This window comes from Blautia aquisgranensis, assembly GCF_040096615.1.
Lineage (GTDB): Bacteria > Bacillota > Clostridia > Lachnospirales > Lachnospiraceae > Blautia_A > Blautia_A aquisgranensis.
The window spans coordinates 1-24,276 of record NZ_JBBMEJ010000004.1; the positions used below are offsets into that span (position 1 = coordinate 1).

21 protein-coding genes and 1 pseudogene are annotated in these 24,276 nt (G+C 49.9%); all 22 read right to left on the reverse strand.

Going from position 1 to position 24,276, the window contains the following annotated elements:
* Positions 1-900: pseudogene (locus tag WMO28_RS04585) on the reverse strand (lytic transglycosylase); the annotation flags it as partial.
* Positions 901-931: 31 nt separating this feature from the next.
* Entirely contained in the window at positions 932-3,268 is a 2,337-nt protein-coding gene (locus WMO28_RS04590) for a VirB4-like conjugal transfer ATPase, CD1110 family (RefSeq protein WP_117802430.1), read from the reverse strand.
* Positions 3,255-3,689, reverse strand: a complete 435-nt coding sequence (locus tag WMO28_RS04595) for a PrgI family protein (protein ID WP_055056947.1) — start codon at positions 3,687-3,689, stop codon at positions 3,255-3,257. The genes WMO28_RS04590 and WMO28_RS04595 overlap by 14 nt, the downstream gene beginning before the upstream one ends.
* 8 nt (positions 3,690-3,697) lie before the next feature.
* A complete protein-coding gene (locus WMO28_RS04600; RefSeq protein ID WP_055056946.1) occupies positions 3,698-4,129 on the reverse strand; it encodes a DUF4313 domain-containing protein in 432 nt (143 codons plus the stop codon).
* A gap of 11 nt (positions 4,130-4,140) precedes the next feature.
* On the reverse strand, positions 4,141-4,980 hold the full coding sequence (locus WMO28_RS04605; protein WP_008400038.1) for a VirB6/TrbL-like conjugal transfer protein, CD1112 family: 840 nt from the start codon (positions 4,978-4,980) through the stop codon (positions 4,141-4,143).
* A 75-nt stretch (positions 4,981-5,055) separates the two neighbouring features.
* Entirely contained in the window at positions 5,056-5,430 is a 375-nt protein-coding gene (locus WMO28_RS04610) for a hypothetical protein (RefSeq protein ID WP_006428302.1), read from the reverse strand.
* A complete protein-coding gene (locus WMO28_RS04615) occupies positions 5,430-7,163 on the reverse strand; it encodes a VirD4-like conjugal transfer protein, CD1115 family (protein ID WP_278592367.1) in 1,734 nt (577 codons plus the stop codon). Before WMO28_RS04615 ends, WMO28_RS04610 begins: the two co-directional genes overlap by 1 nt.
* A 23-nt stretch (positions 7,164-7,186) precedes the next feature.
* Positions 7,187-7,438: a DUF4314 domain-containing protein gene (locus WMO28_RS04620; RefSeq protein ID WP_278592369.1), complete on the reverse strand. Its 252-nt coding sequence runs from the start codon at positions 7,436-7,438 to the stop codon at positions 7,187-7,189.
* Between the two features lie 30 nt (positions 7,439-7,468).
* Positions 7,469-7,786, reverse strand: a complete 318-nt coding sequence (locus WMO28_RS04625; protein WP_055149034.1) for a hypothetical protein — start codon at positions 7,784-7,786, stop codon at positions 7,469-7,471.
* 95 nt (positions 7,787-7,881) lie between these two features.
* A complete protein-coding gene (locus tag WMO28_RS04630; RefSeq protein ID WP_278592366.1) occupies positions 7,882-8,820 on the reverse strand; it encodes an ArdC-like ssDNA-binding domain-containing protein in 939 nt (312 codons plus the stop codon).
* Between the two features lie 3 nt (positions 8,821-8,823).
* On the reverse strand, positions 8,824-9,621 hold the full coding sequence (locus WMO28_RS04635) for a PcfB family protein (protein WP_278592365.1): 798 nt from the start codon (positions 9,619-9,621) through the stop codon (positions 8,824-8,826).
* 5 nt (positions 9,622-9,626) lie between these two features.
* Positions 9,627-10,925 carry a relaxase/mobilization nuclease domain-containing protein gene (locus tag WMO28_RS04640; RefSeq protein ID WP_349056194.1) on the reverse strand — a complete coding sequence of 433 codons (1,299 nt, stop codon included), beginning with the start codon at positions 10,923-10,925 and terminating at the stop codon, positions 9,627-9,629.
* A gap of 3 nt (positions 10,926-10,928) precedes the next feature.
* The gene (locus tag WMO28_RS04645; RefSeq protein ID WP_118437901.1) at positions 10,929-11,237 is read right to left on the reverse strand and encodes a plasmid mobilization protein; all 309 of its coding nucleotides are present in this window, start codon (positions 11,235-11,237) and stop codon (positions 10,929-10,931) included.
* Between the two features lie 126 nt (positions 11,238-11,363).
* Positions 11,364-11,741, reverse strand: coding sequence for a DUF3789 domain-containing protein (locus tag WMO28_RS04650; protein WP_119244267.1), 378 nt, complete (start codon positions 11,739-11,741; stop codon positions 11,364-11,366).
* 142 nt (positions 11,742-11,883) lie between these two features.
* Entirely contained in the window at positions 11,884-12,216 is a 333-nt protein-coding gene (locus tag WMO28_RS04655) for a DUF7768 domain-containing protein (RefSeq protein WP_044920437.1), read from the reverse strand.
* A gap of 140 nt (positions 12,217-12,356) precedes the next feature.
* Positions 12,357-13,169: a DNA-methyltransferase gene (locus WMO28_RS04660; protein ID WP_227211274.1), complete on the reverse strand. Its 813-nt coding sequence runs from the start codon at positions 13,167-13,169 to the stop codon at positions 12,357-12,359.
* 66 nt (positions 13,170-13,235) lie between these two features.
* Positions 13,236-14,015, reverse strand: coding sequence for a hypothetical protein (locus WMO28_RS04665; protein ID WP_278592362.1), 780 nt, complete (start codon positions 14,013-14,015; stop codon positions 13,236-13,238).
* Positions 14,015-14,980, reverse strand: coding sequence for a DUF3991 domain-containing protein (locus WMO28_RS04670; RefSeq protein WP_278592361.1), 966 nt, complete (start codon positions 14,978-14,980; stop codon positions 14,015-14,017). Before WMO28_RS04670 ends, WMO28_RS04665 begins: the two co-directional genes overlap by 1 nt.
* Positions 14,980-16,140 carry a methionine adenosyltransferase gene (gene metK, locus WMO28_RS04675; protein ID WP_270497793.1) on the reverse strand — a complete coding sequence of 387 codons (1,161 nt, stop codon included), beginning with the start codon at positions 16,138-16,140 and terminating at the stop codon, positions 14,980-14,982. Before metK ends, WMO28_RS04670 begins: the two co-directional genes overlap by 1 nt.
* A gap of 445 nt (positions 16,141-16,585) precedes the next feature.
* Entirely contained in the window at positions 16,586-17,383 is a 798-nt protein-coding gene (locus tag WMO28_RS04680; RefSeq protein ID WP_278592360.1) for a class B sortase, read from the reverse strand.
* A complete protein-coding gene (locus tag WMO28_RS04685; RefSeq protein ID WP_082426267.1) occupies positions 17,380-17,877 on the reverse strand; it encodes a gamma-glutamylcyclotransferase family protein in 498 nt (165 codons plus the stop codon). Before WMO28_RS04685 ends, WMO28_RS04680 begins: the two co-directional genes overlap by 4 nt.
* 1 nt (position 17,878) lies before the next feature.
* A complete protein-coding gene (locus WMO28_RS04690) occupies positions 17,879-24,208 on the reverse strand; it encodes a SpaA isopeptide-forming pilin-related protein (RefSeq protein ID WP_349056196.1) in 6,330 nt (2,109 codons plus the stop codon).
* Positions 24,209-24,276: the final 68 nt, after the last annotated feature.

Below are 24,276 nucleotides of genomic sequence, written 5' to 3' on the forward strand. Positions count from 1 at the left end.
TCCTGCCCTTGCCGTTTTCTGTATCCGGCGGACTCCATCGGAAGTCTGCAAGGCGGCTTTCTTCGCCGCCTGCTTCGTTGCCCTTCGTTCCATCTGCTTCTGCATCCGGGCTGTCAAGGCGTTGGAACTGGCCACCCGGAGCTTCTGCTCTGGCTGGATGCTGATCTTCACAGATGGAGGGACGGTCTTAATAGTACGCCGCTGTATGGTCTTCGGCTCCAACTGTTTCCGTGGCTTTTCCTTGATCCGGATGGTTTCCGGCTGTTTCTGGCGGATGGCATTCTGCCTTGCGGTATCTTCGGCCTTGCTTTTCTGGTTTTGTCTTTTGATGGAAAGCGATCCACCTTCCGACATTTCCTGTCCATTCTGGATTCTTGGTGTCTCCCTAGCTGCCCGGATCTTCTGTTCTTTCGTTTTGACGGCATCTGAAATCGCCTTTTGCCGCTTGGCTTTCTGAATCTGGACTTCCTGGTTTTCCCGTTCCTTGACCTTCACACGGGATGCCCCCTGTTCCCGTTTTTTTTGCTTCGGTGCTTCCCGACTGACCGGATCGGGAGCCTGTGTGTCCCCTGTTCCTCTGGCGGCTTCTTTCTGCGCTTCTTTTTTACCAGTAACTCTCAGTTTGATCTTCTCGTAGGAAGTCTGTGCTGCTGTCTTTCCGGCGCTGGTTACAGTTCTGCCAGACTTTCTGGCAGCCCATTCCTCTGCGGATGCGACTTTTCCACTGGCATACTCGGATGGGGACTGTTCCTCCATGTCATTATCCCTGGCATTTGCGATGGTCTGGGACTTTTCCTTGCTCTCCAGTATGGCCGTCCGCATCAGCTCCTTCGGGATTCTGGAGGCAGGATTTTTAGTCTTTGGTTTTGTTGTGACTTCTTTGGTTTTGATATTCTTCATCTCTCACCTCCAGTCCCGGTCTGTACTGCTCTTACGCTTCGCCCGGCTTGGTCGTCATCAGACGGTACAGCTTTGTATTTCTTGGGAACGAATTTTCAAACGGCACCAGATTCCCGGAGCAGCGGATCAGGCCGTGGCCGGCACCCACATTGGTGATGTAGGATAACTGGTTGTCCGAGATATTCAGAAGTGCCGCAAGCTCGTCCCGGTCGGTGCTTGCCTGATTCAAAAGGATCAGGAACTCACTATTTGCCAGCATCAGGCGGGCGGTATCGGATTTCAGAAGTTCCTCTACATTCTGGGTAAGCCCGGTCACAAATCCCGAATACTTACGGATACGCTTGTACAGGCGGTAGAAAAAGTCTGCACTGTATTCATAGCGGAACAGCAGATAAAACTCATCCGCAAAGATCCATGTCGTTTTTCCCTTCTTCCAGTTCTGGATCACACGGTTAAAAATGGAATCCAGTGTGACCAACATTCCAAGTGGCATCAGCTGTTCGCCCAGCTCCCGGATGTCATAATCGATGATACGGCTCTTCGTATTGACATTGGTTTCCTGGGCAAAGGTGTTCAAGCTTCCGTTAATAAACAGTTCCGAAGACAATGCCAGCCCTCTGGCTTCTTCCTCCGGCTGGAGCATGAGCTGTCGGTACAGATCCTTTAGGGTCGGCACCTGCCCTTGGTATCCGCCTCTCATATAATCCCGGTACACGTCTGCGGTGCAGCGGTCGAGAATGGATTTCTCCTTTGCCGAAAGGTTCCCGGCTCCTACGAGCTGCTCAAACAGGGACAGGATAAATTCGGACTTTTCAATCAGAGGGTTACGGTCATTGCCATAGGCGGAGTCCATGTCCAGTGCATTCAGATGGGTATCGGACGTTGCCGAGATCCGGATGACCTCGCCGTTTAAGGCTTCCACCAGTGAAGCAAACTCGGACTCCGGATCGAGGATAAGGATGTCATCTTCCGTGGAAAGGGCAAGGTCTACGATCTCTTCTTTTGCCGAGAAACTTTTTCCAGAACCGCTGACTCCCAGTCGGAAGGAATTTCCATTTAACAGCTTTCTTCGGTCTGCCACCAGCATATTTTTGCTGACTGCATTCTGCCCATAATAAATGCCGCCCGGCTGCATGATCTCCTGTGTATGGAACGGAATCAAGACGGCAGTGGACTCTGTGGTAAGGGTACGCACCGCATCAATCTTCCGCAGACCATACGGCAGGACGGTATTCAGTCCATCGACCTGTTGCCATTTCAGGGTTGCCATCTGGCAGAGGTGTTTTCTTGCAATGGAATACAGGGTTTCCGTATCAGAATCCAGTTGTTTCTCGCTTTCTGCCATATGTACCATTGTCAGGATACCGAACATCATCCTCTGGTCCCTGGTAGTCAAGTCGTCCAGCATCTCCTTGGTTTCTTTTCTCTGAAGCTCCATATCATAGGGAACCACGGCGGAAAAATTATTGTTTGCATTCTGGCGTCTCTGCCAGTTCGTTACGTTGGTCTCTACGCCCAGCAGTCGGTTCTGGATCTCACGCACTGCTTCATCTGTTGGTACCGGGATGATGTCAATAGACAGCATCAGATTCCTGCCAAGGCTGCACAGTTCGGAGATCATCTCGTCTTTCACATAGCTGGCGTAATCTTCCATAAAAAGGACTCTGCCGTACTGCTCGCCCAGCTTAAAATGGTCGTTGTGGAACTCCATCGTGTCCGGGCAGATCCAGTCCTTGAAGCTGTGTCCCTTTTTCGCAAAGGCTTTCATGTCAAACGGAAAGCTCTGCGGAACGTCTGCCTTGAAAAAGTCCCGGAAGATCTGGAGCCTCTGTTCTGCATCCAGCTCTTCCCCGATGGAGGACAGCTTGGCCAGATGGGTGATGATATCCGTTCCCACACGGGCGAAGTATGTCCTGGCTTCATCGATGTTCTTCTTGTGGACGCTGACGGTCAGATAGCGTTCCTGGTAAATGCTGTTGTTGGTACCGGAAATCTTGGAAAGGAGCATATCGTTATACTCTTTCCGGTACTCGTCCAGTCCATCTCCTTTCATTGGAATCAGCAGGGACTGCTCAAACTCTTCCTTGTTGATCTTACGGTTGTTCAGGGTAATCTTCGCCGTACAGCCGGAATCCAGTGCATTTAAAAGTTCGGAGTAGTCCAGGAACATCTCTGTCTTATCCGCTTTGCTGGCAATGGAATAGTTGATATCCGTAAACCGGAATGTCCGGGAATACTTGCTCTCCACCTGAAAAATACCGTCCGGCCAGATCTTGCGGATCGGGATCGCCTGCTGGACAGACCTCGGTACTTTGAATTTTTCTTTGTCCTGTTTCAGTGTCTGACTCAGGGTTTTAATCAAAGGCATCACCCCTTCCTCCTGGCTTCTTTGGTTTCTTCTGTTTCGTCCGCTTCTTCTCCAGAAGCTCCGCTCCGTTTCCCATCATCTTTTCACCCAGCCGCAGGCTCTCTTCCATGCAGGAAAAGTACAGGTTCTCTGATTTGAATACCAGCCGTTTCGGGTACAGCAGTTCGGATTTGATGACTGCCCATGCGAACTGTTCTGCCGTCATGCCGTGGTAACGGAAAAAGCCGCAGGCTGCAAAGGGAGCCGCCCCAAGCACGCACAGCCATCCGGTTACCTGTTCCCCGGCATATTTCCGGGTGAGGAAATAAATACCAAGGGCTGCCAGAATCGCCAGTACCGAAAATAGGCACTGCCGGAAACTTAAGCCCCAGAACATTGACTCCTGATAGTCTCGGATTTCTTTATTCATTTTCACTTCCATGTTGTTTTCTACCTTTCTCTCTGTGATTTGTTCTTTGGTTTCTGTTTTGGTGCATCCGCAATCTGGATGCCGTGGCTTTCCATAAATTCTCTGGTTCCCTGCGGATCATATTCTGCCAGTTTTTTCAGGTCAAAGGCGACCTTCTGAAAAGTGCAGTAACCTGAAGCTACGGTCTCCGGCAATACCCTGCCCAGCTTGTATTTCCGAATAAAACGCAGATGCTCTTTGCTGAAATTGTGGTCGATATAGGCTTCGTTCACACCGTTCAGCGGAGCATGGTGCAGGTTCACCGTAAGGTCGGAAAAAAGTTCCGGGTAGCCATACTCTGTCTGGTAGATCCCGACATACAGACGGTTCCTGTCCAGGTAACCGCTGACCCGTAAGAATACTTCCTCCGGCTGCGCTCCACTGTCATAGACTAATTTCTTTGGTTCTTCCATTTTCTTGCCTCCTATAATCCCATGATTTCTTTTACGATACGGTCAGATGCCTTGACTGCACCAACCAGTACCAGCAGGTTAAATACCAGCTCCCCGACATAATTCCAGACAATGGTCACGGCGGACAGGCTGGTGTCCCCGATGGCCGGAGGACTTGATGCAAACACCGAAAAGATGATGCAGGCCAGTGCGATGATGGCTCCTTCCAGACATACTCCGGCGTAAGAGCGGATAAAGTTCTTCCCCACAGACTGGGTTGGCTCCCCGGCAAAAGTTGCCAGCGGAATCGGTGCGATGGCTGTATACATGTACAGCTTAAACATTCTCCCGTATACAGTCAGAATCATGACAAATGACAATACCGTAATCAGCAGGCTTCCTAATAAAGTTACGATCCACAAAGGGATAGATTCCAGCATCCCCACCGCTTCGATCTTGTCCACGATCTCCGAGGGCAGCTCCGTTACAGTTCCACCTGCCATCCCGGAGTGGGACATGATATTTGTTACAATGCCCTGCACAATGGAAAAGATCGCGGTCAAAAGCTCCATGCCGGACATGACGGCTCCCTGTGCCAGTGCAAAACGGATAAAGGCTTTCACTACGTGTTCCGGCTTTTTCATATCCGTGAAGCTCCCACAGGTTTTTACCAGCCCTGCCGCAAAGAACAGAACCAGCAGGCCGTACCCGATGGCTTTCAGTCCACCGTTGATGTTCGTCATCACGCTCCAGATCGCCCCGCCCTTGAAATTCTCCGGGCTTTGCGTCAGCAGTGTCCAGATCTCAGCCAGCTTGTCGCTCCAGGTCTGCAAGGCAGAATTTAGATTCTGTACGATCCAGTTATCACTCAAACAGTTTCACCTCCCATCCTGCAAAAGTGAGCAGGGAGCCGGCATTTCGCATGGCTCCCCTTCTGGTCTCTCTTACTATCCCATGATTAGGTCCAGGATCTCTTTTGCAAAGGTAATGATGATACCGCCTGCCAGTGTCAGAAATCCGTTTGCCCTCTGGCTTGGATCGTGGCTCTTTAAGGACAGACCGACCTGCACAATACCAAATCCCAGCAGGATCAGGCCAATGGCTCGGATCAGGGAAAAGATAAACGTGGACAGGTTATTGACTACGGTCAGCGGATCGCCTGCGGCATAAACGCAGGTCGCCCCAATGCAGATCGACAGTACCGTAACTGCATACAGAGCAAACAGTTTCTTCTGCCCTCTCTTCATCTTCAGCGGTGCGGTCTCTTTCCTGATTTCTGTGTGTTTCTTATTTTTCAGTAAATTCATTGGCATTCCTCCCATCAAAAAAGCTCCCCGATGATGTCCTCATCCAGAAGCAGTTCGTAATCGTCATATCTTGTTTCGTCAAATGTAAAATCGTCATGCGCCAGCGGTGCTTTCGCATAATTGAACGGGCCGGCACCTCCGTCCTCGGTATACCGGATGTTGGGATGCTTCATCAGGTCATACTTGGCATCCAGTATGGGCCGCTCCCCGCGGATAAACAGAAGTGCATTCTGGTTATCCAGCATACGGACTTCATCCGGCTGTAACAGCTCCCTTCCGCTCTGCTGGAAGTTGGTGGAGTAGCTGCCGGATTTTCCTTTGGTCTGCCCGTAGGTGTTGGTGTCTATGGTTTCTTTCCCCAGTAATTCTGATACATATTTGTGTGTCTCTTTTTCATTGCCGCCCAGGTACAAAAACTCATCGCAGTTGCCCACCAGACTTTCCCAGGAGTCCTTGAACAGAGCCTTTAGCTGGCTCATGTTCTGGATGATGATGCTGCAGTAAATGGAACGGGAACGGCAGGTTGCCAGGATCTTCTCAAACTCATTTGGCAGGGATACGTTTGGAAACTCATCCATGATGCAGTTGACCGGAACCGGGAGGGCACCGCCATGCACACGGTCTGCCATGTAATAAAGCGTCTGGAAAAGCTGGCTGTAGATCATGCCTACCAGATAATTCAAAGAGGTGTCTGCATCCGGGATACAGCAGAAAAGGGCAACTTTTCTTTCTCCCATACTGGAAAGATCCAGTTCATCAGTATTGGTCAGCTTGGCGATCTGCGGCAGATTGAAGGCTGCCAGCCGGACACCTACACTGATCAGGATGGACTTGGCGGTCTTTCCTGCCGCCTGCTTGTAAATGTGATACTGCTTGACGGCAATGCTGTCCGGGTCCCGCATCTCCAGACGATCAAACAAAATATCCAGAGGTGATTCGTAATCCTCGTCCTCTTCCTTTACCTGGGCAGAACCTAACATCTCCATAATCATGGCAAAGTTCTGTTCTTCCGGCGGAGCTTCGTGAAGCAGGTACAGCATCAGTGCCTGAAGCAGTGCTGTCTCGCTCTTCTCCCAGAATGGATCGGAGGACTGGGAACCTTTGGGTGTGGTGTTTTGTATCAGATTGGAAATGAGACGGAGTACGTCTTTGTCATCATGGACGTACTCGAACGGATTGTAACAAAAAGATGTGTCGGGATTGATAAGGTCAAAAACACGCACCTCATATCCCTTCTTTTCCAGCAGGCCGCCTGTCTTTCGAAGCAGTTCGGCTTTCGGATCGGTGATGACCATCGAACAGCAGCACTGCATGATGTTCGGCAGAGCAAAGCCTCTGGATTTTCCTGCACCGGAGCCTCCCACCACGAGAATGTTAAGACATCTGCGGTGCTTGTGGGTGTCCAGGCTGATGCGGAAGTTCTGCGTTAACAGAATATTCTGGGAGTACGGCTTCTGGCTGTATTTCTTACAGATCTGCCGGGCATCACCCCATCTGGCGGAACCATGTTCTTCCCCTCTGCGGTAGTTCTTCTGGCTGGAATAAAAAATGCCGATCCCGGCTGCGTAAAGTAACGTGCAGACCAGCACCGACTTGATGGTATATTCCGTATAATGAAGCTGGAAGGGGTGGTTCAGTTTTTCCGTTAGAACCTCCATCAGCTCAAAAAGATTCCTGCCCGGCTGAATAGCATCCGCAATCAGGATCGCTGCCCACCAGATGACAGGCAGTCCGGCAAGCCAGATCACCCAGTCTGACTTCCGGCTGTTTGTTACCGGGATGGCTGCTGTTTTGGCCTCTCTGCTCTCGGCAGATCCGTGATGTGGAAGCTGTCCACTCCAGGAACGAGGGCAAGGCTGCTTCCATTCTCCCAGTTTACGTGGATCTGCCCTGCATCGTCTACTATATCCACCTTACCTTTTAAGCCGGGTGGCATGTGGCTCTCCCCCTCCATGCTGTTAAGCGTGACCTCTGTTCCCGGCGGATATCTTCTCCTCATGGCTTCTATTCTTTCTTGGGTCATATTTCTGTATATTCGTACCACATCCTTTCTTTATCTTCCCCGTCCACGGTATGGGCGGCGGTATCTGGATTTCATGATCTTTAACAGGACACTGTCGATCCCATCGGAATAGCGTCCGTTTTTCAGGTATGTGTCCCGGAGCTTGTTTAAAGCTTCTACAGATTTGGTGTGTTCAGCTTCTGTCAGGTAGAGCTTTCCTTCTTCCTGCTCTGCCAGCTTCAGAACCAGATCCCGTGTGGTATCCACCGGAAGCCCCTGTTCTTTTTCCTGCCGGAACACTTCCCGGAGGGCATGGATCAGCATATGGTTCATGATCCGGTCCATCTTTACATATCGCATTCTTGTCATAGGCGAGCCTCCTTTTTTCCTCTTTTTTCTCAACCACAACATACCACACTTCCTCCCGGAAAGCTACTGCAAAAGAGCCGGAAAAACCCCTTTTATCAGCGTTCCGGGGACTTTTTGTTCTTGGCTGGTTTCTCTGATTTTTCCTCTGGGACGGCAAATTCATCGGGCATAAATTCCTGCTCACTTTTGCCGAGGTTGCGGTCTACCTGCTTGCCGATGGAATAGGCTGCGCTCTTTACATCCTGGATAAAGGAGCGGAGTTCTTTCGGATCTTTCTGTCCGAATGCCTGCATCTCACATACCTTGTCAAAGGAAAAGCCGGAGACATCCACGCCATATTTCTGTGCTGTCACATACGCCGCACAATAAGCCTGTGCCGCTACCCCTGCCCGGCTGTAGCTTCCATCGTGATGGTCAAGAGATGCATACGCCAGTTCCCGGCTGATGGAATGGAATGTCGTATTTTCACTCATGCCGTTTCGGACATAGATCGTCCGCTGGTTCGGGATATACTGTGCCTGTACCTTATCCGGCAGGTTGTCTGCGATCTGAATCCGTACCTCGCTGTCGGTCAGCAGTGCTTCCATCAACTGGTCCATCGGTTTTGGCTCCGCCTCTTCCGGCTGTTTGGTGCGAATCTGGCTGATGTCATAGGCTTTCTGGATGGAGTATCCCTGCTGGATGACACCATCCTTTTCGTATTCCTGTCCGACAATGAAGTTGTATCCCTTGCTTCCGGTCTTGACTACTTTGCCTTCTTCTTTCCATTTTTCAAAGGTCTTAATCTGCCGGATCTCCGGGTTCTGTGCATAGAGCAGGAACAGGTTGTCTGTCCTCTGTGGCTTACACTGTCCCATAAAATCAAGGAATCCTTTTAAGGAGTCCCCATTCTGGAAGACCTCCTGTGCCTTTCCATCGATCATGCCCCAGATTTCTTCCCTCTCCTGCTTTTTCTGTGCGGCATATTCCTCTTTCGATAGCCGCTGGGCGGACGGTTCCTGCGTGTCCTGCCCTAAAAATTTTGTCAGGTCCATCTTCTACCTCGCTTTCACCTTTCGTTTATTTCTCGCTTTCTTCTGCGTTTTCTTTGGTCCACGGTTCTTTTCCCGGCTCCGCTTCTGGGATTCCTCTGCTTTCTCCCGTTTGATGTTCTCCAGCTCCCGGCGGACACTGGGACGCTCCTGTTCCCTTGGCTTTGCTCCATCAGTCCCGTTTTCCTGCCCGGTAGAAATATTTCTGCTGTGCAAGGAAAAGCCGGACAGATTCTCTTCCCCCTCTTCCTGCACCGGGATAAAATTTTCCGGTTCGGAAGACTCCATGTCACCGACCTGGAATGCTTCATCCAGATCACTGATCTCGAACTGCACTTCACCCTCCGGCATCTGTACGGTTTCCTGTACCGCTCCGGTTTCCGGTGCGTCCATTCCTTCGGTTACCTCATGGACAGCTTCCCCGACTTCGCTTCTTACGAAATCAAGGTTCATCTTATCCATGACCCGGTTGACCTTGGCTGCATCATCTGCAAAGACCATGACCTCACTCATTTCCGGGTTCTTTTTATCCCGGATAATGACATAGAGCAGACCTCGTTTCCTGCCCTCACTGCAGAATTCACGCAGGCGTTCGGACGGTACGGTAAAGAACTTCAATGGCTTGTTCTCCTTTAACATCCGCACCATCCTGGTTTTGCCCCTCGTTTTCTTCTGGTCTTTTAATACAGCGGCAACAAATACCGCCAGATGCTTTGCCAGCGTACCGGAAAGCCTGAGCCCGTGGTCCACGCCGTCCAGGGAATACCGGACAATCTGATCCGCCGCATCGCCTCCATAATTCATACTGTTCACCTGCTTTCTGTTTCCTTTTGTCTGGTTTTCTCCGTCTTATTTTCTTCCTGTTCTGCCTGTCTCTGGATCTGCTCTGCCAGACGCATCTTTTCTTCCATCTCTTTGGACTGCTGTTCGATCCGGATACAAATGCGGATATCCTTTCGAAGCGGCTTCAGTTCTTCGTTGATCTGACCAATCCGGACACTATCCGGTTCGCTCCGGTAGAGCCTCTTCCGTTCTTTTGTGAGTGCCTGCACCTGTTCTTCCAATGGGATTCGGTATGCCAGCAGCTCCTCACGGGTGGTGATCTGATGCTTCTGGAGGAATTCCATTTGCTCGATCCTGGCATCCAGTTTCCGGATGTCTGCCCGAAGCACCGGGGAGATCCTTTGGGGCTTCTGCTTTAGAACACCCATCTGATACAGATAGGAATAGTACAGGGCCTGTATCCCCTTTAACTTCTTTTTCGGGGTTCTGGAAGTTCCGTCTTTCCCAACAGGTGTCGTGCTCTTTGGCTGTAAGATCCACTGCCGGATGCTCTCTTCCGAGTAATGCTTCCCAAGGCTCCGCAGACGGATATACCGCTCCATCCCTGGTGCTTTTAATGCAATGTACTTCTGGTTCAGCTTCCACTGGTATCCCCTCTGCTTCATCTGCTCCAGAAACTGTTTCCATGTGAAGCTTTCTGCCACCGCATCCCGGATATCCAGACGGATGGAAGTTCTCCAGGTCGGCTTTCCGTCCTGTTCTGCCATCCACTGGGCATAGGATTTCCCTTTGCCGTTTTTCGGTTCGATGACAGATAAGCCGTATTTCAGGCATAAGGCATCCGATGCTTTCCTCACATCCTCGTAGTAGCTCCTGCTGTTGCTGTGGTACTTTTTCCCATCTTCCATGCTAACGGAATTAAACACGATGTGGTTGTGGTAATGCTCCGTATTCAGATGGGTGGTGATGACTGCTTCGTATTTTCCCTGAAGGAGCCTTTCTGCCATTTCCATGCCGATCTGGTGAGCAAGCTCCGGGGTGACTTCCCCTTTGACAAAGCTCTGCACCAGATGGTACCCCTGTACTCCGTCCATCTTGTGGTATCGTTTCTTCGTAGCTACCATATCTTGATAGGCAGTCTCACAGACGCAGCCGATGGCATCCTCAAAAACGGAACGCTCCGTCTTGTCCCGATTCATGGCGTAATCGATGGCTTCTTCCAGAGAGCCGGCACTCTGCCCTTTCTTGGTGGTCTTATCCTTGTTTCGGATGTAAGTGATGGAATTGTCCAGACGGCTGACCGGGATGATACTGGTGTATGCCATCGGCTACCATTCCTCTTTGACCAGCCTCCATGTCTCTTTCGTCATGCGGAGCATTTCCCGGATACTCTCTTCCCCGGCCATCCCACAGCCGTTGGCTACATGGGCAAGCTGGTTGGTGTTGTTGCACAGACCGGATATTTTCCGCAAAAGCTCCGTATGATGCTCACAGGGTCTTGCCCGGACTTCGCCGCCCATGACAATGGAACGGATGTATTCCTCACGGGACAGGCCGCTTTTTTCTACCTGCTCTTCCAGAAAACGCAGCTCCTTTGTATTGAGGCGGACTGGTATCACATGGTTTCTTTTTCTCATCTCTTCACCTGCTTTCCAACGGGTTATTGATCGTTTCCTTACATTTCACGGTTTTTCCAGATCAGGAATCCTGTCAGCACGCCAATGGCTACGGCTGCAGCAATGATCTTTTTCTTCATATAGGCCTCACCCCCTTTCCGGTACCCGGCACAGCTCCATCGGGGCAAGCATGATTCCCCTCTTTTCCATCTCTTTTGCAAATTCCAGAAGGTTCCATTTCTTCCCATCGATCATGGCAGAATCGGCATCCAGATAATGGCAGGTGGATACATTCCGCTCTCCATTTGGGGCATTCTGCACAAGGCTTTCCCCGTCTGCCAGACGGAATAGTTCCTCTCCCTGGCTGTTTACAAAACAGATGCACACGCCGTGGTCGATGATCTCCTTCCGTTTCATCCGGCACCGCTCCAGTGCCTCATCCTCACGCTTCCCAGCTATGAAAAGACACATTGCAAAAACTCCCATTACTCCTCCGGTCATTGTGCCAAGTATAAATCCCAACATTTTTTCGTTCTCCTTTCGTCTGTTTACGGCTCGGTATGGGGGATTGGGGTTCTCCCCAAAATGCGTTTGGATATCCAAACGCTATGCTTGCAAAACCAGTCGCATTTTGCTTCGTCCCCTCTGAACCTATCGTTTTTCGGAATTATTCGTTTTCTTTGATTTTGCTTAACCCATCCAGCGTGGTACAGATGATATGGAGTCTGTCAGCCATGCTGATCTCCGTGTTCATCGTCCCGGTGGTCTCTTTTCCGCAGACGACCACCATCCTGCACCGTCTTAAGATCTGATGGGACATTCTCCGCATAGCCTGCATATCCTCCGCATCCCCATCATCAAGGAATGGGGAAAAGCTGTACTGCGGACAGATCGGCACATATCCCAGTTCGTAGATCTTCCGGCAGTACCGCTGTACTTTGGTCTTTCCCTCTTCTGCAGAGCAGCAGACATAAGCAAGTGCCTGTTCCAATACGACCATCTCCTTTCCTGACCAGACAAGTTTCCTCTGCCCGGCGTTTTTCCAAAAAGAAACACCCACAAAGCATTCCGACTCTGTGGATGTCTTGTGGACATCTGGATTCTTTTCTTCCTTTTTTCAGATGTCTGGCAGACATCCGGTTACTGTGGTTCTTTATTCTCTGCTTCTGCCCCGGCTTCCAGTGCGATACGGACACGGTCGCTTCCCAGCTTATAATATGCATCCGTCACTTCGATGCCGACTGCCTGATAGCCCGACTCCGTCGCCGCAAGGATGGTCGTGCCAGCTCCGGCAAACGGGTCTAAGATCAGGCCGCCCGGCTCGCAGATCTGGATGACATCCTTCATCAGCTGGAGCGGCTTTTCTGTCACATGGATGCGGTTCTGGGGATTCCCATAACGGAACACACCCGGAAGACAGGACACCGGGCGGTTGATTGGCATCGGACCGTTGCTTCCCCACACGATGTATTCTGCCTGCTGGCGAAACCTGCCTTTTTGCGGACGGGAATTTCCTTTGTCCCAGACTGCAGTTCCTCTCCAGATCCAGCCTGCCCACTGAAGGGCATCGGTGATAGACGGGTACTGTCTCCAGTCAATAAAAAGGCAGATCGGAGCCCCTCTCTTGCAGGCTTTCCGCACATCGTACAGCCATTCTGCCATCCAGTGGGTCCAGGAACGCTGATCCTTGTTATCCCCATCAAAGTCCGGAAGGGCATTCTCTGCTTTCATGCTGCTGTACTTCTGGTTGGTGGTGCGGTTGCGTTCATTCTGCTTGGTTCCCCCGGACGCATAGGGCGGATCGGTCACGACTGCATCAAAAATCCCCGGCTGGAATCCTTTTACCAGCTTTAAGGTATCCCCATGCAAGATACGCCAGTTCTCCCCTCCGGCAGACTCATCCGGCAGACAGTCCGGTTTTAAAAGATCTTCAAGTTTCAGGGTATTTCCCATAGGCATCATCCTTCCTATTGCTTATTTCCCAGATTTCTCTGGAAGTGCTTCTATCTATGGAACTGCTCATCGGCAGGTATCCTCTTTTTTTGGTACTTCTTTTCTCGGTGTTCTGCGCTGTTCACGGTGATCCGACAGTTCGGTTTCCACATATTCGCTGATGATTCCCAGTGCTTCATAATAATTGCCACTCTTGTGGACACGGTCTGCCATCTCGTTGGCCTGTTCGGACATCCCGGCACATCTGAGCAATCTTGAGGCATCCCCAAGGATTGAGAAAATATTTCCGTCATGCCCTAAGAGCTTCAGCTTCGGACGGGACGGATTTGGTTTCGGCTGCTGTTCCTGCATCTCGTTTTCTGGTGCTTTCACCTGTATCTGGAAATCCGAGCCGGCACCGACATAGAAATGTAAGTATAATTCACCGCCGTCTACCTTGATCTCCCGTTGTTCCAGACTTTCTCCCCAGCCATCACTGTACTGGCCTCTCAGATACTGCCCCACCACACGGTATTCCTCTGGTGTCAGATTCTCCCGGAGTGTCAGGTTTGCACAGCCATATAAAACACCATCCTGTTCTTTTACCGCCATTGTAATGCGTTCCACTTTTTCCTTAATGTCCTTATTTCGGTTAAAATAATCAATCAGGTTGCATGGCTGGTTGTCAGGCATACCGAACCGGTTGATCTCGTCAACCTTTTCTGCTATAGATGGCTGATACTGCACCAGGTCAGGTCCTTCCAATGGTTCCGCATCATCCAAATCCACAATATCTGAATAGTCCGGGATAAACTCTGCCATCAGAGGGGACAGCATTTCCACTTCTATTTTTTCTTTGATAGGCATCACCTCACTTCCTTTCTCTGCCGTTTCTCCGGTGTTCGGGCAGTCATCTTTGCCATATCTGCCCAGTCTGCCCCTTCGATCTCCGGCAGGTTCTCGATGATCCGATAGCTTCCCTCGTAGGCTTTTCGGATATGTTCACACGCCCACCGTCCGGCAAAGTCATTGTCGGTACATACTTCAATCTCGGTAATCTCCGGGTGCTGGGACAGAAAATGTTCCAGTGCCTGCGGCTTTTTCATACTCCGCTGGCTCTGCCCTTCTTTTGGTGCACTGATCCCGCCAAGCTCCAGACGGTACTTATCCCGGCTTCCCTGTTCCAGTGTCATGTGAGCCAGCACATCCACACAGGCTTCATAAACGGCAACCCGTCTGCATCCTGTTTGTGCCGGAACACAAAAAGCGTATGCCTTTTCGCTTCCAGCCTGTTCCATCTTAAAAGCCTTTCCGCTGGCATCGTAAATCCCACGCAGGAAAGCATATCGTGCCACCTGGTTTTCATCCCGGCCTACGAACACGGCATTGTGGTAGGGCAGACTCTCATATAAGATTCCCAAATGAACACACTGCTGTAAGACCTCGCCGCTGATCCCGCGCTCCTTCAGATATCGGAACACCCTGCGGCAGTCCGGGCTGGCCGGCGGCAGGACAAACTGTTTCTTTGGCTTTACTTCCACAGGCGGAGGGATGTAGGTGGGATACTCATCTTTCAGCATCTGCACCGCTTCCAGAAATGAACATCCATCTACATGGATCAGGAAATTTAAGGCACTGGTGCCCCCGATATCTCTGGACTTCCAATGCCATTGACTGGTCTGCTCGTTGATCTTAAAACTGTCATGGTCCGCCAGCTCCCATTCATTCCTGGCCGAAGATTTTTTCAGGCGGTTTGGCTGATACTTCTTCAGGTATTCAATGGCGGTGATCTCCCTTGCCCGTTTGATCTCTTCTTCCGGAATCCACGGCATTACAGTACGGTATCCCGGAGCTGCTCTGCCTTATCCGTTTTCTCCCACGGGAATTCCTTTCTTCCAAAATGCCCGAACACCGCACTCTGTCGGTAGATTGGCCGCTTCAGGTGCAGGGTGTCACAGATCTGGCTTGGGGTAAGCCCGAACACCAGAGGGATCGCTGCAGCGAGGCAATCATCCGCACAGATCTTTCCCGTTCCAAAGGTATCCACCTGCACCATGACTGGCTGGGCAACCCCGATGGCATAGGCAAGGGACACCTGGCATCGGCTGGCAAGTCCGGCAGCTACCATATTTTTGGCGATGTAACGGGCCATGTATGCCCCGGATCGGTCAACTTTGGAACAGTCCTTCCCGGAAAATGCACCGCCGCCATGCGGTACCAGGCCACCGTAGGTATCCACCATCAGCTTCCTTCCGGTCAGTCCGGTGTCTGCATCCAGACCTCCGCACACAAATCTGCCCGATGGATTAATCAGGATCTTGGTATCCTCATCCGGCGGCAGCATGCGGAGTGCCGGGCGCAGCACTTTCTCCCGGATCTCATGCTCCAGCTTCCGAAGGGATTTTTCCTTTTCATGCTGACAGGACACAACGACCGTATCCAGACGAACAGGTCTGTCATCTTCGTATTCCACGGTCACCTGTGCTTTTCCGTCCGGCAGGATTCCCATGATATATCCGCTTCTACGGCTTGCAGACAGTTCTCTTACGATGCGGTTCGCCAGAACCACTGGCATCGGCATAAGCTGCGGCGTATCATCGCAGGCGTATCCCACCATGATTCCCTGATCCCCGGCTCCATTGGCAAGTCCGCTCTGAACAGAAACAGTCCCTGTCCTGCGTTCTCTGGAACGTTCCACTGCCCCGGCGATATCCGGACTCTGTTTGTGGATGAGGGCATCCATATGGATTCCATCTGCTTCATAGCCTGCACTCTCCAACACCTTTCTGACGATTTCAAACACCTGTGGCTCATATCGGCTGGTGATCTCTCCTGCCACAATGATGTTCCCTTTAGTAGCCAGCACTTCGCAGGCCACCTTGGAATTTTCGTCCTCTTTCAGACACGCATCCAGAATACTGTCTGCAATTAAGTCGCAGAGCTTATCCGGATGTCCTTCCGTTACGGATTCTGCTGTATAAAATCGTTTCATAATTATTACCATCCTTTCCAACGAGTCAAAACTCGCTGCTCGTTATAAACTAAATAGATCCAGCAGAAAGCACTCCTTTTTGGAACACTTCCTGCCGGATCTGGATTATGAGCTGTCTCACATTCTGCACTTTTCTAGTACGTTCAGACACTTTTTTCCACCTGAATACTACCAACACACACCCTTACATAATCCCCCTGTTTTGAACACTTCCCAGTCTGTGCGGTCATCATTTGTCTCATTTTCTACACTTTTTGGGGGCTTTCAGACACTTTTCGTTAGAGCATTCGCTGATATTCCGTAGAGTATTTACCAAAGTTTCCACTTTTGAACACATTTTCCATCTGAATACACCTGGCATACACCCTTTATATACTCCCCTGTTTTGAACACATCCCTGCCCATGCGGTCATTATTTGTCTCATTTTCTGCACTTTTCGGGTACTTACGAACACTTCTGACTCCACACTGCCCCGGAAACCGGCACCGCCAGGACGATATTCCTGGCACCGCTCCATTCATATGAACACGTGACGAGCGTCAAAACCTTATCGTATATACACTTCAGGTAATCATCTCCGGTTTCGAACACTTCCCTCCGCTTGGCTACTTTTAGGTACTCTTGCACGGCCACCACATCTGGAAGTTTCTGCTGGAACGGGAACAGATTCCGGTCTGCTTTCAGTACCGTGACAATCTTATACTCCTGAATGCCGTCCTCTGTCTGAAGATAAGCAAAACGATGGGCGTTATAATAATCTTCCCCTGCATATAAGTCCAGGTTTCCGAACATCGCCCCGCTGTTCATGTTGTGACCGTAAATGATGAGATTCCTGCTTTCGGACACTTTACAGTCTGCCTGTAAAAACAGGCTTCCGTTGATGTCATATTCCTTTTTGTAATTCCGTTTCAGGTAAAACTCCCCATTCTCCTGTTCGGACTGAAGCACCGGGTAATCAATCCCGGTATCCGGTATGGTCAGCCATCCCTGCACATCCGGGTATTGTTCCTGGAGAGAAACAAGGTCTACCGCAGCCACCGGGCATTTTCTCCCAGCTGGTTGCTCTTTCTTTTCAGATCCTGAGGCTCCCGGAGCTTCCGGCTCCGGGAAATTCCCTTTCAGCTCTGCCACCAGCTTTTTGTTCTCCATTGGGAGATATACCATATGGTAAAGCAGGAACCCGGCACTTAAGAAAAGTGCTGCAAGGCATACCGTTTGAAAAAGTTTTTTCGCGATTTTCATCGTTCCTGTCCGGCTTTCCTCTGCTTCTTTGGCTGGCTTTTCTGCGTCTGTCCCGGCACAGGCGGTTTTCTGGCTGCTTTCAGGATCGGCTCTGTCGGAATCTGGTTCTGTCTGCAGCCCTTTAAGATTCCGGTCAGGTACGACCGTCCGGGCGGATTAAAGTTCTGCATGTAATCTTTTGTCATGATATAGACAATGGCTTTGATCTCTCTTCCGCCTTTATTCTTGACGGTGATTTCCTGTTTGTCGTAAAAATCAGGATAGCCTTCATAAAGATCCAGGCTCTTTTCGCAGTCCCCGGTCAGTGACCAGAGGACGCCGTCCACATGGCTTCCCTCTTCCGGGAAGATGGTGGCAAGACCGCTTCCTGCGGCTGCAAAGGTCAGCCGATACCCCTCCAGGCGGACGGTTTCTACCATCTCCGCCTTTGGGCACCGATATGCCATCTGGTCCAGATCCATGTTGCTTCCATACGCAAAATATAATTGTTTCAGCCTATCTGCCCCCTTTTTTCTTCTTTCTTCTGGATGCCACACCCATGCCGATCAGACCGCCTGTGGAAAGGATTAGGCACAGGGCCGGAAACCAGAGGTTGGTGTCATCGCCTGTTTTCGGGTTACTTACAGACGGGGTGTCCTCCGGCAGCTTCTCGTTCGTCACTTTCTGGATGACTTCAATCACTGGGGTTTTGTCATCTACATAAGTAAATGTCACTTCATGCTTGGTCTCATCCATCTGATATCCTTCCGGTGCTTTGGTCTCAACCAGATAATAAATGGCTGCCTTATCAAATTTGCCATCCTTATAAGTTCCGATTGCAAGCAGTCCGCTGGTTGCATGACCGTTTTCATCAGTGGTCAGGGTTTCTACCACTTTGCCATCGGCATCCCTCAATTCAAATTCCGCACCTTTCAGTGCAGCTCCGGTATCCTTGTCCGTTTTCTCAATGATCAGACGTCCCTTTGCGGTATCATCTTTCATGGCTACCTTCTGGATCTCTGCGGTGTCTGCCACCTCGAAGGTGATCTCTTCCGAAACGACATAACCGTTTGGAGCCTGCTCTTCTTTCAGGGTGTATTTACCGATTGGAAGTTTTTCGATGTAATGCGGCTCTTTACCGGAAGTCCAGGTTTCTACGATATTGCCATTTTCATCTGTGATGGTCAGTTTGGCTCCTTCGATCTCATTATCTCCGGTAATATCCGTTTTGCTGATCTCCACTTTGGTCACATCATCTTCCATTACCTGTTTCTGGATCTCTACAGTATTCTCCACGGTGAATGTGATGCTTTCCGCAGTGGCATATCCATCGGCCGGCTTGGTTTCTGTCAGGGTGTACGATTTTCCTACAACCAGTTCTTTGATGATGTGCGGCTCCTTGGTGGATGTCCATTCCTCAACAACAGCCCCGTTTTCATCCGTCAGCTGTAATCTGGCTCCCGGCAGTTCCTCGCCTGTGGTCAGATCGGTTTTGGAAAGTTCCACGGTTGTCGGCTCATCTTCAAATACGAACTCATAGGACACTTCTGCTTCTTTGTCTCCCTGGTACTCAAAAACAAATTCCTGTTCTTCTCCGGTGGTGACAAATCCATCCGGTGCATACAGCTCCTTCACATAATAGGTTCCGTCAATCGGCAGGTCTGCAATAAAGGAAATCTTTCCATCTACATCTGTTGTTTTTAACTCGATCAGGGTGTCTGCTTCCATCAGCACCTTTCCAGATGCGGACAGGATGTCGTTCCTAGTGTACAATCCAAAGATGCCGCCTTTTAATACACGGTCGGTATCCTTTTCTTTCTTCAGGACGTTCACTTTCACCTTCTGGCGGTTGTTCTGCCAGTCCTCATCGTATACGACAACCGGGGTATCCTGATCGCGGTAGGAAAGATCTACATATCGTGGTTCTTCATCCAGGATATAACCATATGCTGTGCCTACCTCTTTGACATAATATTTTCCAACCGGAAGGTCAGATACTTCTGCAACACCGTTTGCATCGGTAGTTACAGTTGCTACCAGTTCGTCCTTGGAATAATAGTCCGGGCTTACGCCATCAGCTGCTTTGATATCTTCGGCAGCACGGATTTCGAAGGTAACGTCTGTCAGGCTTCCTGTAATGTACTCAAAGAAATGTTCCACAACACCTTTGACGTTATCCAGCAGGGTGATCTTATCGAGGAATTCGCCCTTCTTGTTTACGATCAGCAGTGCTTTCGGTACATGGTCCTGCATTTCCACTTTCTGTATTTCTGCGGTATCCTCGATGGTGAATTTCACATCCGTAGTCTTTAAATAACCATGCGGTGCAAGGGATTCACGGAGGATATAGGTTTTTCCAACAGTCAGATATTTGATCACATGAGGCTCATCCTTTACGGAAGTCCAGCTGTCGATCACGTTTCCATCCTCATCCAGAACAGAAAGGGATGCTCCGTTCAACTCCACGCCTGTGGTCAGATCGGATTTTGTCACCTCGATGGTCGTCGGCTGGTTCTTCTTAATCGATTTCAGTTTAATGGTCTGGATGTCTTGTCCCTGATAGGTGGCATCAAATTCCAGTACCTCATCAGAGGATACAAAACCGTCCGGTGCGGAAATCTCTTTTACATAATAAGTTCCAAGCGGCAGGTCCAGGGTAAAGTGTGCCTGTCCTTTTTCATCGCTTGTGATCTCCTGTAATAAGGTATCTGCTTTCACGATGACCTTGTTGCCTGATTTGATTTCCTTCTTATTGTAAAGTCCAAATACAGCTCCGGCTACCACGCTTCCGGTTTCTGCGTCCTGTTTTTCCACGGTGATGCTTACTTTCTGGCGTTCATTTTTAAATGTCACTTCTTCGTCTACGACCGGGGTATCCTGTCCGGCATAGGTAAAGGTTACCTCTTCCCCTTTGGCATTCCAGGTGTAGCCTTCCGGTGCTTTTTTCTCTTCTACCCGGTATGTTCCGAGCGGAAGATTCTCGATTACGGCACTTCCGGTTTCATCAGTTGTCACCGTTGCCACCAGTGTGTCTTTGGCATATTCCAGATAACGGTTGCCGTTCTCATCTTTCTGATGGTCTGCGGTATAGATATCTTCTGCGGCATAAACCTCAAACACGGCTCCTGCAAGGTTGGTTTCCTCATAGGTGAAATCCTTGTCAAAACCTTTGACTACTTCTCCTTCCTTGTGGATGGTCAGTCTGCCTTTTGCCGGGTGGTTCTCGAATTCCACCTCGATGATCAGGTCACCGCTGACCGGATCTTCCTGGTATGCGGTATCGCTGTCTACCTTGATTTCCACGGTATTGGCACTGTGGGTGTATCCATCCGGTGCAGTCACTTCTTCGATGCGGTAATTTCCACAAGCCAGATTCTGTGGCAGGATCAGGTATCCATTCTCATCCGTAAAATAAGATTTATGTACCGTAGTAGATGGGTAGGTGGTCACCTGTTCCACATATTTCTTATTATCCAGATTGTATACTTTAAACTCGGTATTCGGAACCAGGACAGATTTCTTTGTCTCGTCATCTTTTTTGACGATCTTTAATTTTGCTTCAAACTCTTCGTCCAGAAGCACACGCCATACCTGCGGCTGATCCGGATTGTTTTCCGAGATCACAACCTTAAAGTCATCGACTGGTTTGAAGTTGTGCGGTGTGGTGGTCTCCCTTACAATGTAGGTTCCGTATGCAAGCGGAATGGAGCATGCATATCCACGCTCATCCGTGAACATTTCTGTCTGTCCGTCTGCGGTCAGCACGACCGGAGTAGCAGATGCAAAGTCATAGGAACCGTCCTTATTTTTCTTCAGGCTGCTCTCCAGATATGCACTGAATCCCACACCTTTTAACAGATCGGCATCGGTCTTACCATTGTTGGCTGCTTTAATGACCTGGAACGGCTGTTTGATCACATCTTCCAGAGAAGTTGCGGTACGTTCTACCGTCTGAACCAGATCTCCCTCGTCATTACACTCCAGATCATGTTCTTCCGTGTCTGCCAGATATCCGACAGGCGGAGTCAGTTCTTTAACGTAATACTTTCCGAGATAGAGGTCTGCGACTTCTGCATTTCCCTCTGTATCCGTAGTCAGGGTTGCAATCTGTGTTCCTGCCGGGTAAAGAACACCTGTCTGTCCATCTGGATGTACGATATCTTCACGGGCATACAATCCGTAAACAGCACCCTCAAGTGTTGCATCTCCCTGTGCGGTCTTTCCGGTTTCGGAATCCTCTTTTACCAGTTTGATCTTCGCATTGATCCGCTCATTCTGGAACGTATGGTTGAAAGAAACCGTTGCCTCTTTGTCTGTTGTGTACTGGAAGGTAAAGGAGTACACATCCTCGCCGTTTCTCACATATCCAGCTGGTGCACCCAGCTCTTTCATGTAGTAGCTGTTGGCGATTGGCAGGTCTGCCTGATATACGGCTTTTCCGTCTGTTCCGGTCACTGCTTTCTCAATGAGAGTATCTTTCTTGACCACAATGGTTCCGTCCGCTGCTTTGATGTCATTTCCGGCATACAGACCATAAGTGCCGCCCGGAAGATATTTTCTGGTTTCTTTATCCTGTTTGTATACACTCACGCTTGCTTTCTGGCGGTCATTTTTGAATGTCACGCTTCCCATGACCTTTTCCACATTACTTCCGGCATAGGAAAGGGTGATCTCCTGGCTTTCACCAGTGCATACCAGATTTTGTGGTGCCTGCATTTCTTTTACCACATATTTCCCCAGATATAGCTTATCCAGTGTGGCACTTCCGTCATCCCCGGTGGTGAGTCCGGCTTTAACCAGTGCATCTTTTTTGTAGATGATTGTTCCGTCTGCGGATACAATTTCCTCTGCAGCATAAACGTTGTAAACCGCGCCTTTTTGTTTCTGCTCTGTATAAACAAAGGAAACACCATCATCGGTCACCTTTGCTCCGGTCAGGACTTCGCCTAATTTGTAAACGGTCAGGCTTGCCATCTGCTCTGCATCGGTAACGGTCTGTTTTACGGTATCCCCGATGACCAGTTTCACATCGTAGGCTTTGGTATCCAGCAGATATCCGTTTGGTACGGAGATCTCTTTCAGGTATACGGTATCCTGTGTTTTGGTGATCGTAACGCTGGAAGCTCCGTTGGCATCTGTGGCCGGCATCTTTGTGATCAGGTTCTTTCCATCCTTGTCACTATAAACGCCATAAACTGCACCTGCGATGGCTTTGTTGCTCTTACGGTCTTTCTTTACGATCTCCAGAGTTGCCTGTTTTACCCATGATACTTTAAAATCTACATATTTCTCATCGGTCACACCCTCGCCAAATACCAGGGCAAGGTCCTGTGTCTCGCTTCCGGTTGTGATCTTATAAGCGGAATAATCTTTGATGATGCTTCCCTTCATGGTGACAGACCATTCCCCTTTGACATTCACTGCCTGTGTCAGCGGTGCAGATAAGTAGAATTTGGTACCGCCGCAGATCTCCACGGATGCACCTGCACTGCTTGTTTTTCCCGTTGTCACATTATGCAGTTTGACACCGGACGGCAGCTTCATGGTGATGGTCTGCAGTTCGGATGCCTTGAAGGTGATCTCTTCTGTTCTCTGGCTGTTGCCGCTGATATATGCGGTAACATTTGCATTGGAGAAACTCATGTCCACTTCCGGTATCTCCGGCTGGCTCATGCAATAATTGTAGAGTTCCATTGCCAGAGCCTGTCCGGTTGCATTCGTACCGGAAAAAGCGTCACTACTGTTATTGGCATAAGACGCAGCCAGATGGACAATGATAAACTGTTTTCCAGCGGAAAAATCAGGATGTTTCTCTGAGAAAAATCCATTTTCGCCGGATGCTTTTGTGCCGTAGTAGCATACTTTTGCCAGTGCTTTGCTGTCACCCAGTTTGGTGATCTTATAGACACCATCCCCAGGTCCTGCCTTGGACGGCTGCACACAGTAGGCAGTTGCAGACACGTTTCCAAATTTTACGGTATATTTATAAGTTACATAGGAACCCAGACCGTAGTCTGCATAATAGTATGCAGCCCCTCTTGTCACATCTACGTCCTGTGTTGCTCTTGTACTGGTATTGACTGCTGTGAATGAAACGGTTTCCCCATCTTCCATTGCCATCAGGTCAATATCCTGTTCCCCTGCCTGCTCCAGAACATCGCTGAGTGTCAGCCCGGATTCTTCATCGGTTGTATTTTCCGTTTCGGATTCCTCTAATGCAGCATCAAACTCGGATTCGGAAAGTCCGTCCTGAAATTTGGGTTCTGTTTCTTCCGGTTCTTCTGTTTCAGATTCAGCTGTCTCCGGCTCAACAATTTCTGTCTCTACAGGCACTGTCTCAGTTTCTTCCTGCGAGGCAGCTTCCTCATCATCAGAACCTGTATCCTCTTCGGTAACTGCCTGTTCTGTCTGCGGTTCACTCTGAGCTGCTGTCACAGGCTCTTTTACGATCAGGTTTCTCCCAATCTGATAAACCGGGTGGTTCTGGTTGACTGGCTCCACATAATAAACGGCATGGTAAGTGTCTGCATGGCTGGTGCTGAAGTTCTCCCCGGCGTCATTCTCTGCTTTCTGGAATGTCACTTTGACTTTGCTTTCGTCCTTGATTTCCAAATTTGTAAAATCCGTGGAAACATCAAAGTCCTGTCCGACTTCCAGCTCCAGATCGGTGGCTTTTACCACTTCATTTTCATCCAGCTGATCCTTTACGGATTCATACGCTGGCGGTTCCGCCGCTTTCGGCTCTTCCAAAGCATACACCGTCAGCGGTGAAATGACCGTGGATAAGATGGTGACTGCCGCCATCACCCCTGAAAGGATTCGCCTGAATCGATATTTACTCTTCATGTTTTCTACCTCTTTCTTCTTTTTCTTCATTTTGCATAAGAACAGCCGGATGTTTCCACCCGGCCTGT

Bases quoted from the DNA above. Each gene is read 5' to 3' on its own strand.
- metK (WP_270497793.1), bottom strand. From the start codon at position 16,140: ATGAAACGATTTTATACAGCAGAATCCGTAACGGAAGGACATCCGGAT.
- WMO28_RS04600 (WP_055056946.1), bottom strand. From the start codon at position 4,129: ATGGAAGAACCAAAGAAATTAGTCTATGACAGTGGAGCGCAGCCGGAG.
- WMO28_RS04665 (WP_278592362.1), bottom strand. From the start codon at position 14,015: ATGCCTATCAAAGAAAAAATAGAAGTGGAAATGCTGTCCCCTCTGATG.
- WMO28_RS04640 (WP_349056194.1), bottom strand. From the start codon at position 10,925: ATGGCATACACCAGTATCATCCCGGTCAGCCGTCTGGACAATTCCATC.
- WMO28_RS04670 (WP_278592361.1), bottom strand. From the start codon at position 14,980: ATGCCGTGGATTCCGGAAGAAGAGATCAAACGGGCAAGGGAGATCACC.
- WMO28_RS04590 (WP_117802430.1), bottom strand. From the start codon at position 3,268: ATGCCTTTGATTAAAACCCTGAGTCAGACACTGAAACAGGACAAAGAA.
- WMO28_RS04660 (WP_227211274.1), bottom strand. From the start codon at position 13,169: ATGGGAAATACCCTGAAACTTGAAGATCTTTTAAAACCGGACTGTCTG.
- WMO28_RS04655 (WP_044920437.1), bottom strand. From the start codon at position 12,216: ATGGTCGTATTGGAACAGGCACTTGCTTATGTCTGCTGCTCTGCAGAA.
- WMO28_RS04680 (WP_278592360.1), bottom strand. From the start codon at position 17,383: ATGAAAATCGCGAAAAAACTTTTTCAAACGGTATGCCTTGCAGCACTT.
- WMO28_RS04610 (WP_006428302.1), bottom strand. From the start codon at position 5,430: ATGGGAGGAATGCCAATGAATTTACTGAAAAATAAGAAACACACAGAA.
- WMO28_RS04645 (WP_118437901.1), bottom strand. From the start codon at position 11,237: ATGAGAAAAAGAAACCATGTGATACCAGTCCGCCTCAATACAAAGGAG.
- WMO28_RS04650 (WP_119244267.1), bottom strand. From the start codon at position 11,741: ATGTTGGGATTTATACTTGGCACAATGACCGGAGGAGTAATGGGAGTT.
- WMO28_RS04635 (WP_278592365.1), bottom strand. From the start codon at position 9,621: ATGAATTATGGAGGCGATGCGGCGGATCAGATTGTCCGGTATTCCCTG.
- WMO28_RS04630 (WP_278592366.1), bottom strand. From the start codon at position 8,820: ATGGACCTGACAAAATTTTTAGGGCAGGACACGCAGGAACCGTCCGCC.
- WMO28_RS04625 (WP_055149034.1), bottom strand. From the start codon at position 7,786: ATGACAAGAATGCGATATGTAAAGATGGACCGGATCATGAACCATATG.
- WMO28_RS04690 (WP_349056196.1), bottom strand. From the start codon at position 24,208: ATGAAGAGTAAATATCGATTCAGGCGAATCCTTTCAGGGGTGATGGCG.
- WMO28_RS04595 (WP_055056947.1), bottom strand. From the start codon at position 3,689: ATGGAAGTGAAAATGAATAAAGAAATCCGAGACTATCAGGAGTCAATG.
- WMO28_RS04620 (WP_278592369.1), bottom strand. From the start codon at position 7,438: ATGACCCAAGAAAGAATAGAAGCCATGAGGAGAAGATATCCGCCGGGA.